This window comes from Streptomyces sp. SCSIO 75703 (assembly GCF_036607905.1).
GTDB lineage: Bacteria > Actinomycetota > Actinomycetes > Streptomycetales > Streptomycetaceae > Streptomyces.
This window is the reverse complement of record NZ_CP144555.1, coordinates 2,426,782-2,438,764: the sequence shown is the minus strand read 5'-3', so window position 1 is coordinate 2,438,764 and position 11,983 is coordinate 2,426,782. Positions and strand designations below refer to the sequence as shown.

The following is an 11,983-nucleotide window of genomic DNA, read 5'->3' as shown; positions in this document are numbered from 1 at the left end:
CGGCGAGAGGGGCCGGAAGCGGCCAGTATGGTGGTGCGCGCCGCCGAGCCGCCCGCTTTCAGGTGTGATGGGCGGCGGAGCCAATCGGGAGAACCTGCCTTGAGTCGAGAAACTGACAGTCCATCCTCCGGGCCCCAGGGGCGGGGCGGAGCCGCGTACCCCTCGGGCACCCCGCCCTACGGGACCCCCACGGCTCCCGGCGCCGGTCAGGACGCGGGCCGTTCGGCCAAGCGTCCGGAGGACCGCAAGACCGAGACGACGCTGACGACCCGTATCCGGATCAACATCCCGGGATCGCGGCCCATCCCGCCCGTCGTCGTGCGCAAGACCGTCGCCGACGCCGACCCCGCGGACGGCGAGCCGGAGCAGGCCGAGCGGACCTCGCCGAGTCTCCCGGCGCCGCCCGTACCGCAGGCTCCCGCCGAACCCGCGCAACCCGCCCCGCCCGCCGAGGAGAAGCCGACCAGCGACTGGTTCGCGCCCCGCAAGTCGGCTCCCGGCAAGGGCGGTCAGGGCGGCGGCTCCGCCAACGGTGCAGGTCAGCAGGGTGGTTCGGGCGCTTCCGGGACCGTCGGCGGTGCGGGCACGGGCGGCGCCCCCGTGGCCGGCACGCGGCCGGGCGGCGGGAGTGGCCGCCCCGCCGGTGTGGTCGGCGGCATGAGCGTGACCGGCGGCGCGCGGACCGGCTCCCCGAACGGGGCCGGCCTCTCCGGCGCGACCGGCGGACCCGTGGCTCCCGGGCACGGCGGCGGCACCGGCTCCTTCGACGTCACCGAGGCGCTGGCCGGTCCCTCGACGGGCGGCACGCGCCCGGCCGCCCCCGGCACCGGCGAACCGCGCCGCGACGACCTGCCGTACGTCTCCGACGACGGCCGCGCCCCCCAGGACCCCTTCGGCGGCCCCCAGCGGCCGGGCGGGGACGGCCCCGGCGGTCCGCGGGGACCCGGCACCGGTCCCGTGCCACGCGTCCCCGGTGCCGCGCTGAGCGACGACACCGCCGTCCTCACCCCGCAGAAGCAGGCCGCCGCGCCGCCCGGCGCCTTCGGCAACCCGGGCAACGTCTCCGGCGACACCCTCACCAGCGGCGTCCCCTTCGTCCCCGGCGACCAGAACGTCTCCTACCAGCACCTGTTCCCGGACGAACCCGCCGTCGGCGGCCCCCCGAAGCCGCCCGCGCCGGCGGAGCCCGCCGCCACCCCCGCCAAGCCCGCCAAGAAGGGCCGCAGCAAGCTCGCGCTGCTCGGCGTCGGCGTGTTCCTGGTCGGTGGCGTCGCCTACGGCGCGGGCCTGCTGATGAACCGCTCCGACGTGCCCAAGGGCACCACCGTGCTCGGCGTCGACATCGGCGGCGGCACCCGCGACGACGCCGTCGAGAAACTCGACGCCGCCTTCGGGGACCACATGGCCAAGCCGCTGAAGCTCGCCGTGGACGGCCAGACCGTCTCGCTCAAGCCCGACCAGGCGGGGCTCCAGTTCGACACCCAGGCCACCGCCAGCTCCGCCGCCCGCAGCGACTACAACCCGGTCTCCGTGATCGGCTCCCTCTTCGGCAACCACCGCGTCGTCGAGCCGGTGATGCCCGTGGACGAGGAGAAGCTCCAGGCCGCCCTCACCAGCGCGGCCGGCGGCGCCGGTTCGATGACCGAGGGCTCGATCCGCTTCGAGTCCGGCAAGGTCGTCCCGGTCTACGGCAAGGCGGGCAAGGGCATCGACGTCGCCGGGTCCGCCCAGGCGATCGAGCGGGCCTACCGCGCGCAGGTCGAGAACGGCGCCTCCGACCCGGTGAAGGTGCCGACCACCACCCGGCAGCCCACGGTCCCCGACGCCGAGGTCGACCGGATGGTGAAGGAGTTCGCCCAGCCCGCGATGTCCGGCCTCGTCACCGTGCAGTCCGACGCCGCGCACACGATCGCCTTCAGCCCCGCCAACTCGCTGTGGAAGTTCCTCGGCGTCAAGGCGCAGAACGGCAAGCTCGTCGAGTACTACGACCAGGCCGCCCTCAAGGAGCTGTACGGCGACACCTTCGACGGCGTCCTGATCAACCGCGCCACCGGCGAGAAGACCCCGGTCACCGTCCAGGACGTGATCAGCGCCCTGCGCCCGGCGCTGAAGAGCACCGACAACCGCGTCGGCGTCATCGAGACCGACCCGAGCTGACCCACCGGCGACGGGCGCCCGGCCGCCGCCGGGCGCCCCTTCGCCCTGCCCGCGCCGGTCAGTTGAGCAGCGCCCGCGCGGCGCGCGCCTCCGCCCGTACGCCCTCGGCGGCCTCCTCGTCGACGGCGGCGGCCACCTCCGCGTACTCCTCCAGTTCGGCGGCGCCCGCCGCGAACTCGCCGCGCAGCACCAGCAGCCGCGCCCGCTCGTGGCGCAGCCGCGCCGGATGGGCGGGCAGCGCGAGCGCCAGGTCCACCGCCCACAGCGCCACGTCGGAGCGTTCCGGACGCGCCTTGGCCCAGGCCCGCACGTTGTTCAGGACGCGGGCGACGACGTCGAGGGGTGCCGCCGGTTCGAGCATCGCCGCACCGAGCGGCCCGCCGGTCGCCCCGGCCACCAGCGCCTGCGCGTCCTGACCGGCGAGGACGCGGCCCCCGGCGAACGGATCGGCCAGCACCGGGTCCCCGGCGGGGCCGAAGCCGACCACGAAGTGACCGGGCAGCGCGACCCCGTACACCGGCGCACCCGCCCGCCGGGCCACTTCCAGCCACACCACCGACAGCAGGATCGGCAGCCCCCGCCGGCGCCGCAGCACCTCGTGCAGCAGCGAGGACTCCAGCCGCGCGTAGTCCGCGGGCACACCGCCGAATCCGTACCGCCCGCCCAGCAGATCGCGCAGGGCCACCGCCCAGGCGTGCGGGCCGCCCGGCCCGTACGGCAGCTCACCGGCGAGCCGGTCCAGCTCCACCTGCGCGGCGTCGAGCCCCGCCTCGTCCAGCGACCCGTCCGCCACCGCGCCCACCAGCAGGCACAGCACCGACAGGTCGGGGCGCTCGCAGCGGGCCTCCTCGGCGAACCGCCGCCGCAGGTCCTCCGAGCGGTCCGGGGGCGGTGGCTGGGGTCGGTGGCGCATGGGTCCTCGCTGTCCTCCCGCGGCGCTCAGCGCCGCTCCGTCCCGGCGTCCCGGGGCTCGCGGTAGTGGTGGTACGCGTGGTGCGCGGTGAAGCCCAGCGCGGCGTACAGCGCCCGCGCCGGTGCGTTGTCCGTCTCCACCTGGAGCCACGCCGCCGACGCGCCCTCGTCGAGCGCACGCCCGGCCAGCGCGGCCATCACCCCGGTGGCGAGCCCGCGCCGGCGCCGGGCCGGGTCCACCTCGACCGCCGAGAAGGACGCCCACCGCCCGTCCACGGCGCACCGCCCGATCGCGGCCGGCGCCGGGCCCTCGCCGGGCACCGAGGCGAACCACACCGACGGCCCGCCGCCCAGCACCCGCAGCGCCACCTCGTCCAGCCCCGCGCGCCGGTACCGGCCGAGCCACGCCGCGTCCGCCGTCCGGGCGAGCGACACGCCGGAGCCGTCCGCCCGGTCGGCGACCGGGGCCAGCGCGCCGGTCCACAGCTCGGCCGACACCTCCCGCTCCCAGCCGCGGCGTTCCAGCTCCGCCGCGAGCACCTCCTGCGTGCCCTCGGCGCCGGAGGCGGTCTGCACGTAGGCGGGGAGCCCGCGCTCCCCGTACCAGCGCCGTACGACGGCCAGCGCCTCGTCGAGGGGGCGGCCGGGATCGCCCAGCGGCAGCACCGAGTTGGCCCGCCGGGTGAAGCCGCCCGCGGCGCGCAGCTCCCAGCCGCCGAGCCGTTCGGCCTCGACCGGCGGCCAGGCGCGCGAGGCGACGCGGGCCAGTTCCCCGTAGGAGGCGGCGGGGCCGCGTCTGCGGGCCCGCGCGGCGGGCACCACCTTGCCCGCGACCAGGGAGGATTCGGCGATCTGGACGACCTCGCCACTCTTCCGTGTGATCAGCAGCACACCATCGTCCCATGATGTGAGAACACCGAGTGTGTCGGTGTACTTGCCCTCGGTGGCGCCGGGCTCGCTCAGACGTCGTACGGAGACCCGTTTGCCCACGTCAGCAGCGGTGACCCGGACTTCCAGACGCCCGGCGGCGGATATTTCCACGGGTCGGTTCACCCCTCCTGTTCGGATCATGCCTCGGAACGGAGATACTAGGGGCGGGCATCGACGACGCCGCGCTCCCGCGCGCCAGGCGGCGGAGCCTGAGGAGGCCCGCCGGCGCCCAATCGAGGAGGAACGACAGCGTGACCTACGTCATCGCGCAGCCTTGTGTCGACGTGAAGGACAAGGCGTGCATCGAGGAGTGCCCGGTCGACTGCATCTACGAGGGCCAGCGGTCCTTGTACATCCACCCGGACGAATGCGTCGACTGTGGTGCCTGTGAGCCGGTCTGCCCGGTCGAGGCGATCTTCTACGAGGACGACACTCCCGAGGAGTGGAAGGACTACTACAAGGCGAACGTCGAGTTCTTCGACGAGCTCGGCTCGCCCGGCGGCGCCAGCAAGCTGGGACTGATCGAGCGCGACCACCCCTTCATCGCCGCGCTGCCGCCGCAGGCGTAACCCCGCGAGCCCGGCCGCACGCCCGCGCCGCCTCGGTCCCGTACGGCCCGATCGCCCGATCGCCGCACGGGACCGAGGCGTTTGCCGTCCGGCGGCGCGTCCGCAGCAGAAAGTGAGCTCCCCGTGTCCGCAGTCTCCGACCGACTCCCCGACTTTCCCTGGGACCGGCTCGCGCCGTACAAGGCGACGGCCGCCGCCCACCCGGACGGCATCGTCGACCTCTCCGTCGGCACCCCCGTCGACCCGGTGCCCGACCAGGTCCAGAAGGCGCTGATCGCCGCGGCCGACTCCCCGGGCTACCCGACCGTGTGGGGCACCCCCGAACTGCGGGACGCGATCACCAACTGGGTGGGCCGCCGCCTGGGCGCCCGGGGCATCACCCACCACCACGTGCTGCCCGTCGTCGGCTCCAAGGAACTCGTCGCCTGGCTCCCCACCCAGCTCGGCCTCGGCCCCGGCGACCGGGTCGCCTTCCCCCGCCTGGCCTACCCCACCTACGAGGTCGGCGCCCGCCTCGCCCGCGCCGCCCACGAGGCGTACGACGACCCGACCGAGCTGGACCCGGACGGCCTGCGGCTGCTGTGGCTCAACTCCCCGTCGAACCCGACCGGCCGGGTGCTCTCCAAGCCGGAGCTGACCCGGATCGTCGCCTGGGCCCGCAAGCACGGCGTCCTGGTCGTCTCCGACGAGTGCTACCTGGAGCTGGGCTGGGAGGCCGACCCGGTCTCCGTGCTGCACCCGGACGTCAGCGGCGGCTCCTGCGAGGGGCTCGTCGCCGTCCACTCCCTCTCCAAGCGGTCCAACCTCGCGGGCTACCGGGCGGCCTTCCTCGCGGGCGACCCGGAGGTGCTCGGCCCGCTGCTGGAGATCCGCAAGCACGGCGGCATGATGACCCCGGCGCCGACGCAGGCGGCCGTGGTGGCGGCCCTCGGCGACGACGAGCACGTCCGCGTCCAGCGCGAGCGCTACGCCGCCCGCCGCGCCGCCCTGCGGGAGGCGCTGCTCGGCCACGGCTTCCGTATCGAGCACAGCGAGGCGAGCCTCTACCTGTGGGCGACACGCGGGGAATCCTGCTGGGAGACGGTGTCCCACCTCGCCGAACACGGCATCCTGGTGGCGCCCGGCGACTTCTACGGGCCGGCCGGCGCGAACTTCGTGCGGGTCGCGTTCACCGCGACCGACGAGCGCGTCCGGGCGGCGGTCGACCGGCTGCGCTGAGCCGCGACCGGGGCGGGGCCGGACTCCCCGCCCCGGGCGCGGGGCCGGACTCCCGGGCCGCCGGACGGCCGCCGTGCGCGGTCGGCCGGGCCCGCGGGTCGCGGTCGCCGCGCACGGCCCCGACGGGCCCGCGGGACGGCCGGGTACGGCACGACGGGGCCCGGGAGACCCCGGACCCCGTCGGTCGCACCCCGCCGGGTCAGCCGAGCGGCAGGCCGTCCACCGGCAGGCCGCCCTGGGCCGCGCCGCCGACCAGGTCCCCGGCCGCCTGCTGGGCCGCCGGCGCCGCGCTGTCGACGACCGTGCCGCCGGCCTGGCCCGCGACCCCGGTGACGTTCTGGGCGGTGTCCTCGACGGTGCCGCCGACGTTCGCCGTGTCCAGCGCGGTCAGCCCGCCGAGGGACGGGGTGGCCGGCAGGGCGGGAGCCGCGCCGGCGGAGCCGGCCGCACCGACCCCGGCGGCGGCTCCGGCGGCGACGAGCAGCGCGGCACGGGCGATCCGGCGGGTCAGGGGGAGGGACATGATGCTCCTTCGACGGAGTGAACGGTGAGTGTTCCGCCCGCTCCCGGTGCAAGATCAACCGGGGTCGGACGCAGTGACTACCGCTCGACGGCGCCGAAGGTTGCGGCGGCCCGAGGTAAAGAGTTGGTAATGCGTCGCATTATCGGGTGCGCTGACAAGCGGGTGGGACCTCCCCGTTCCGGGGGCGCGCAACCCCGGGAGAGCCCTGCGTACGCGCCGTTTTCGCGCCCCCCGGGGTGACGGCGCGGCAGGGTGCGCGGCCCGCTCCGCCCGTGTGGGTGAGGACAACTCTCGCGGGTGAGGGGCCGTACGGCTGCCCGAACGCCCCCTGCGGGCGGGCGCGGCTCGTGGGGGACGTGCGCGGGGCGCCCGGGGCTCAGCGGGGCGCGGAGGTGATGCGGACCGCGCCCGGCCCCGTCTCCGCGCCCTGGGCGCCGCCGCCCGCCACGGGCCGCCACTTGCTGTCGGTGTTCCCCGCCGTCCACACCCGGCCCGCGTAGGAGACCTGCTCGATGTGGAGCGCCGAGGCGTTGGCCACCGCCCAGTGCGCGAACTGCCAGCCGCGCTGTTCCGGCCGGTCCTCGCCACCGTCCGCCGCGCCGCCGCCGGGTACCACCGGCACCGTGACGGTCCGCCCCGAGGAGCGCTCCGCCGCGGGTCCGTCCGGGGCGTCGCCCGCCGGGTCCGGCCCGGCCGGGGCGGCGGGCCCGGCGGCCGTCCCCGGCGTCTCGCCGGGGACGGCAGCGGCGTCGGGGGCGTCCGCGGCCTCCGGGAGCCGCGGCGCCGGGGTGCCGTCCGCCGGGGTGCCGTCCGCCGGGGCCCGCGGACCGGACGGCGTGCCCGTGGGCGACGGGGCCGGGCCGGCCACCGCGTCCACCGGCCGCAGCACCGCGCGCCCGAAGTCCCGCACGAGGGCGGCGCGGACCGCGTCCGGGCCCTTGGCCCGGGTCGGCGCGGGCTGCCCCTGGCAGGTCAGCGTCGCCGCGGACCGCCCGGTCAGCGCCGCGGCCAGCAGCGTGGCGTCCGGCTCGTGCTTGGCGTACGCCTGCGGGAAGCCGCTGCGCTGCACGCGCTGCGCCGCCACCGTCAGCGGCAGGCGCGTGTACCCCGGCACCTCGACCAGGTGGTCGTAGAACATGCCCGCCGAGTACGCCGGGTCCATGATCTCCTCCGGCGTGCCCCAGCCCTGCGAGGGCCGCTGCTGGAACAGGCCGACCGAGTCCCGGTCGCCGTAGTCGATGTTGCGCAGGGCGGACTCCTGCAACGCGGTCGCCAGCGCGATGGTCACCGCGCGTTCGGGCAGGTTGCGGGCGGTGCCGACGGCGGTGATGGTCGCCGCGTTCACCGCCTGCTCCGGGGTGAACACGTAGGTCGCCCCGTCGCCGTCGCCGGAGACGACCTTGCAGCCGGGCACGCCCGCGCCACCGGTGACGTACTGCAGCGCCAGGTAGCCGGCGACCGCGAGCAGGACCACGAAGGATGACCCGAAACGGAGAAGACGGCCTCGGCGTTTGCGGGTTGGGGACGGCTCAAGCACGCGTCCAAGGTACTGGAGAGTCACCGGGCCCGAGCGACGGGCATGACGGACGGGACACCGGGCGGAGGGACCTCCGCCGGTTTCTCCGGGTTAGGGTCGAGACCATGGCCGATACCCCGCTTGACCTCACTCTGGACGCCGCGGAGCTGACCGCGCGCCTCGTCGACTTCCCGTCCGAGAGCGGCTCCGAGAAGCCCCTCGCCGACGCGATCGAGAGCGCCCTTCGCGCCCTGCCGCACCTGAGGGTCGACCGGTACGGCGACAACGTCGTCGCCCGCACGGACCTCGGCCGTGCCGAGCGCGTGATCCTGGCCGGCCACATCGACACCGTCCCCATCGCCGGCAACGTCCCCTCGCGGCTGGACGAGGACGGCGTGCTGTGGGGGTGCGGCACCTGCGACATGAAGGCGGGCGTCGCCGTCCAGTTGCGGATCGCGGCCACCGTCCCGGCCCCCAACCGCGACCTGACCTTCGTCTTCTACGACAACGAGGAGGTCGCCGCCGAGCTGAACGGCCTGAAGCACGTGGCGGAGGCCCACCCCGACTGGCTGGCCGGCGACTTCGCGGTGCTCCTCGAACCCTCCGACGGCGAGGTCGAGGGCGGCTGCCAGGGCACCTTGAGGGTGCTGCTGAAGACGGCGGGGGAGCGGGCGCACTCCGCGCGCTCCTGGATGGGCTCCAACGCCATCCACGCCGCCGCCCCGATCCTCGCGCGCCTCGCCGCCTACGAACCGCGCAGCCCGGTCGTCGACGGGCTGGAGTACCGCGAGGGCCTGAACGCCGTCGGCATCTCGGGCGGGGTCGCGGGCAACGTGATCCCCGACGAGTGCGTGGTCACCGTCAACTTCCGCTACGCCCCCGACCGCAGCGAGGAGGAGGCCCTGGCCCACGTCCGGGAGGTCTTCGAGGGCTGCGGCGTGACGGAGTTCGTCGTCGACGACCACAGCGGGGCGGCCCGCCCGGGACTGACCCACCCGGCCGCCGCCGCCTTCGTCGAGGCCGTCGGCGGCACCCCCCGGCCCAAGTACGGCTGGACCGACGTGTCCCGCTTCTCCGCGCTCGGCGTCCCGGCCGTCAACTACGGTCCCGGCAACCCCCACCTGGCGCACAAGCGCGACGAACGCGTCGAGACCGCCAAGATCCTGGCCGGCGAGGAGCGGCTGCGTTCCTGGCTGACCTCGTGATCGACCGGCGTGTTTACCCGGCTGTGCGGCGGACATGCTGAGGTCCCCCGTACGTAACCCGCGTGGATCTACGCTGACCTGGAAGAACCTGCAACACGGAGGGAGCGCACATGGCGACAGGCAACCCGGAGGGCAAGAAGCAGCCACCGGACGAACAGCGCCTGGGTCCCGTCCTCCGCCGGCGCGACCAGGTCCAGCGCAGTACCACGGACCAGCGCCTGCTGGACGAGCGCGCGCCGACGGACTGGGTCCACACCGACCCCTGGCGGGTGCTGCGCATCCAGTCGGAGTTCATCGAGGGCTTCGGCACGCTGGCCGAACTGCCGCCCGCCATCAGCGTCTTCGGTTCGGCCCGGACCCCGGTCCAGTCACCGGAGTACGAGACCGGGGTGCGGCTCGGCCGCGGTCTGGTCGAGGCCGGCTTCGCGGTCATCACCGGCGGCGGCCCCGGGGTCATGGAGGCGGCCAACAAGGGCGCCCTGGAGGCGAAGGGCGTCTCCGTCGGCCTCGGCATCGAGCTGCCCTTCGAACAGGGACTGAACCCCTACGTCGACATCGGGCTGAACTTCCGGTACTTCTTCGTCCGCAAGATGATGTTCGTCAAGTACGCGCAGGGCTTCGTGGTCCTGCCCGGCGGGCTCGGCACCCTGGACGAGCTGTTCGAGGCGCTCACCCTGGTGCAGACCCAGAAGGTGACCCGCTTCCCGATCGTCCTCTTCGGCGAGCGGTACTGGCGCGGGCTGGTCGACTGGCTCCGCGACACCCTGGTCGCCGAGGGCAAGGCGGCGGAGAAGGACCTGCTCCTGTTCCACCTCACCGACGACGTGGACGAGGCGGTCGCCCTCGTCTCCAAGGAAGCGGGCCGCTAGGGCCTCTCGTGTGGATCACGCCGGGCTCGCGGGTCCGGCCTGATCCACACGGAAGACCCTAGGCCAGACCGCGGCGGGCCACCGCCGGGGCGCGGTGGCCCGCGATGGACGCCACCATCTCCAGCACCTGCCGGGTCTCCGCCACCTCGTGCACCCGGTACACCCGCGCCCCCAGCCACGCCGACACCGCCGTCGTCGCCAGCGTGCCGAGGAGACGTTCCTTCACCGGCCGGTCCAGCGTCTCCCCGACGAAGTCCTTGTTCGACAGGGACACCAGCACCGGCCACCCCGTCCCCGTCATCTCCCCGAGCCGCCGCGTCGCCTCCAGGCTGTGCCGGGTGTTCTTCCCGAAGTCGTGCCCCGGGTCGATCATCACCGACTCCCGCGGCACCCCCAGCGCCACCGCCCGCTCGGCCAGCCCCACCGTCACCCGCAGGATGTCGGCCATCACGTCCTCGTACGCCACCCGGTGCGGACGGGTGCGCGGCAGCGCGCCCCCGGTGTGCGTGCACACCAGCCCCGCCCCGTACCGCGCGGCGACCTCCGCCAGCCTGGGGTCCGCACCGCCCCACGCGTCGTTCAGCACGTCCGCGCCCGCCTCGCACACGGCCTCGCCGACCTCGTGCCGCCAGGTGTCCACGCTGATCACGACGTCCGGGTGACGCCGCCGCACCTCGGCGACGAAACCCACGGTGCGCCGCGCCTCCTCGCGCGCCGACACCTCCTCGCCGGGGCCGGCCTTCACCCCGCCGATGTCGATGATCCCCGCGCCCTCGGCCACCGCCCGCTCCACGCGGGCCAGCGCCGGCTCGTCGAGGAAGGTCGCCCCCCGGTCGTAGAAGGAGTCCGGGGTCCGGTTCACGATCGCCATGATCACCGGCTCGTGCGCCGCGAACTCGCGCCCGCCCAGCCTGAGCGTCCCCTGTGTCATCTGCTCGCCCCTACCGTTCTCACGTCCCGTTCTTCGACCGCGCACGGCCCGACTGTCAGACTCGCATGGCACGATCGGACCCGGCACAACCGACTCCGATCCAACCAGCCGATGTGATCCACCCGCCGGTGCGGTCCATCCCACCAGTGCGTGCGCACGCGCTCGATCCGGCCATGGGGGCCCAAGCGATGGTCATGTTCCTCTTCCTCGTCGTCGCGCTCGCGGTCGTGGTCGCCGCGGTGACCCTCGCCGTGGTGAGCGGCGGCGACAGCGGACCGTTGCCCGAGGCCGCCCCCGAGCGGCTGTGCGACGCCCTGCCCCCGGACCGCCCGGTGGCCCGCGGCGACGTGGAGCGGCTGCGCTTCCCCCTCGTCGTCCGCGGGTACCGCATGACCGACGTCGACGACGCCCTCGGCCGGCTCGGCGCCGAACTCGCCGAGCGCGACGCCCGCATCGCCGACCTGGAGTCCGCCCTCGCCGGGGCCCGCGCCGCCGGCGTCCTCCAGCGGCACGACCACGACCGGCCGGCGCCCGGCACGGACGGCGGGCAGGAGCGGTGAGCGGCGAGGCCGTCCCCGGGCCCGACGGGGTGCCGCGCTGCCCCTGGGCCCTGTCCACCGCGGACTACGTGGCCTACCACGACGAGGAGTGGGGCCGCCCCGTCCACGGCGACGACGCCCTCTTCGAACGCCTCAGCCTGGAGGCGTTCCAGTCCGGGCTCTCCTGGATCACGATCCTGCGCCGCCGCCCCGGCTTCCGCGCCGCCTTCGCCGGCTTCTCCATCGCCCGGGTCGCGGCCTTCGGCGACGCGGACCGCGAGCGCCTGCTCGCCGACACGGGCATCATCCGCAACCGCGCCAAGGTCGACGCCACCCTCGCCAACGCCCGCGAGCTGGCCGGCTGGGCCCCGGGCGAGCTGGACGGGCTGATCTGGTCCCACGCCCCCGACCCGGCGGCCCGCACCGTCCCCAAGAGCCTCGCCGACGTGCCCGCGCTCACCCCGGAGTCGACCGCCCTGTCCAAGGCCCTCAAACGGCGCGGCCTGCGCTTCGTCGGCCCGACCACGGCCTACGCGCTGATGCAGGCGTGCGGCCTGGTCGACGACCACCTGGCCGGCTGCGCGGCGCGGCGGGCCTGACCCCGGACCGCGCCG

General features: G+C 75.3%; 12 protein-coding genes. 7 read left to right on the top strand and 5 right to left on the bottom strand.

Annotation, left to right across the window (positions count from 1 at the left end; translation table 11 throughout):
- Positions 1 to 99: 99 nt before the first annotated feature.
- Complete coding sequence (locus VM636_RS10510) at positions 100 to 2,157, top strand: hypothetical protein (protein WP_338484295.1); 2,058 nt, start codon at positions 100 to 102, stop codon at positions 2,155 to 2,157.
- Positions 2,158 to 2,215: 58 nt separating this feature from the next.
- On the opposite strand, the gene VM636_RS10505 is transcribed toward VM636_RS10510, so the two are convergent.
- Together VM636_RS10505 and VM636_RS10500 are read right to left on the bottom strand one after the other, a co-directional pair.
- Positions 2,216 to 3,070 carry a transglutaminase-like domain-containing protein gene (locus VM636_RS10505; RefSeq protein ID WP_030419068.1) on the bottom strand — a complete coding sequence of 285 codons (855 nt, stop codon included), beginning with the start codon at positions 3,068 to 3,070 and terminating at the stop codon, positions 2,216 to 2,218.
- A 26-nt stretch (positions 3,071 to 3,096) separates the two neighbouring features.
- A complete protein-coding gene (locus VM636_RS10500) occupies positions 3,097 to 4,110 on the bottom strand; it encodes a GNAT family N-acetyltransferase (protein ID WP_338486349.1) in 1,014 nt (337 codons plus the stop codon).
- Positions 4,111 to 4,250: 140 nt separating this feature from the next.
- On the opposite strand from VM636_RS10500, the gene fdxA reads away from it, so the two are divergent.
- Positions 4,251 to 4,568 (top strand): ferredoxin, encoded by a 318-nt coding sequence (fdxA, locus tag VM636_RS10495; RefSeq protein ID WP_004926152.1) that lies wholly within the window; start codon positions 4,251 to 4,253, stop codon positions 4,566 to 4,568.
- 123 nt (positions 4,569 to 4,691) lie between these two features.
- Positions 4,692 to 5,786, top strand: coding sequence for a bifunctional succinyldiaminopimelate transaminase/glutamate-prephenate aminotransferase (locus tag VM636_RS10490; RefSeq protein WP_053914502.1), 1,095 nt, complete (start codon positions 4,692 to 4,694; stop codon positions 5,784 to 5,786).
- Between the two features lie 199 nt (positions 5,787 to 5,985).
- Here the strand turns inward: VM636_RS10490 and VM636_RS10485 are convergent, their stop codons facing one another.
- On the bottom strand, positions 5,986 to 6,309 hold the full coding sequence (locus VM636_RS10485) for a hypothetical protein (RefSeq protein WP_030419071.1): 324 nt from the start codon (positions 6,307 to 6,309) through the stop codon (positions 5,986 to 5,988).
- 376 nt (positions 6,310 to 6,685) lie between these two features.
- Complete coding sequence (locus tag VM636_RS10480) at positions 6,686 to 7,846, bottom strand: hypothetical protein (protein ID WP_030419072.1); 1,161 nt, start codon at positions 7,844 to 7,846, stop codon at positions 6,686 to 6,688.
- Positions 7,847 to 7,950: 104 nt separating this feature from the next.
- Between VM636_RS10480 and dapE the strand changes: the two genes are divergently transcribed.
- Both dapE and VM636_RS10470 read left to right on the top strand, forming a co-directional pair.
- Positions 7,951 to 9,030, top strand: coding sequence for a succinyl-diaminopimelate desuccinylase (gene dapE, locus VM636_RS10475; protein ID WP_030419073.1), 1,080 nt, complete (start codon positions 7,951 to 7,953; stop codon positions 9,028 to 9,030).
- A gap of 110 nt (positions 9,031 to 9,140) precedes the next feature.
- On the top strand, positions 9,141 to 9,899 hold the full coding sequence (locus VM636_RS10470) for a TIGR00730 family Rossman fold protein (RefSeq protein ID WP_030419074.1): 759 nt from the start codon (positions 9,141 to 9,143) through the stop codon (positions 9,897 to 9,899).
- 58 nt (positions 9,900 to 9,957) lie between these two features.
- Here VM636_RS10470 and folP read toward each other — a convergent pair whose 3' ends face one another.
- Positions 9,958 to 10,830 carry a dihydropteroate synthase gene (gene folP, locus VM636_RS10465; protein WP_030419075.1) on the bottom strand — a complete coding sequence of 291 codons (873 nt, stop codon included), beginning with the start codon at positions 10,828 to 10,830 and terminating at the stop codon, positions 9,958 to 9,960.
- Positions 10,831 to 11,018: 188 nt separating this feature from the next.
- On the opposite strand from folP, the gene VM636_RS10460 reads away from it, so the two are divergent.
- Together VM636_RS10460 and VM636_RS10455 are read left to right on the top strand one after the other, a co-directional pair.
- Positions 11,019 to 11,390 (top strand): DivIVA domain-containing protein, encoded by a 372-nt coding sequence (locus tag VM636_RS10460; protein WP_053914822.1) that lies wholly within the window; start codon positions 11,019 to 11,021, stop codon positions 11,388 to 11,390.
- Positions 11,387 to 11,968 (top strand): DNA-3-methyladenine glycosylase I, encoded by a 582-nt coding sequence (locus tag VM636_RS10455; protein WP_030419077.1) that lies wholly within the window; start codon positions 11,387 to 11,389, stop codon positions 11,966 to 11,968. Before VM636_RS10460 ends, VM636_RS10455 begins: the two co-directional genes overlap by 4 nt.
- Positions 11,969 to 11,983 lie beyond the last annotated feature (15 nt).

What these genes read in the sequence shown, in the direction of transcription:
- VM636_RS10505 (WP_030419068.1), bottom strand. Translation starts at nt 3,070, where the DNA reads ATGCGCCACCGACCCCAGCCACCGCCCCCGGACCGCTCGGAGGACCTG.
- VM636_RS10485 (WP_030419071.1), bottom strand. Translation starts at nt 6,309, where the DNA reads ATGTCCCTCCCCCTGACCCGCCGGATCGCCCGTGCCGCGCTGCTCGTC.
- dapE (WP_030419073.1), top strand. Translation starts at nt 7,951, where the DNA reads ATGGCCGATACCCCGCTTGACCTCACTCTGGACGCCGCGGAGCTGACC.
- VM636_RS10470 (WP_030419074.1), top strand. Translation starts at nt 9,141, where the DNA reads ATGGCGACAGGCAACCCGGAGGGCAAGAAGCAGCCACCGGACGAACAG.
- folP (WP_030419075.1), bottom strand. Translation starts at nt 10,830, where the DNA reads ATGACACAGGGGACGCTCAGGCTGGGCGGGCGCGAGTTCGCGGCGCAC.
- VM636_RS10460 (WP_053914822.1), top strand. Translation starts at nt 11,019, where the DNA reads ATGGTCATGTTCCTCTTCCTCGTCGTCGCGCTCGCGGTCGTGGTCGCC.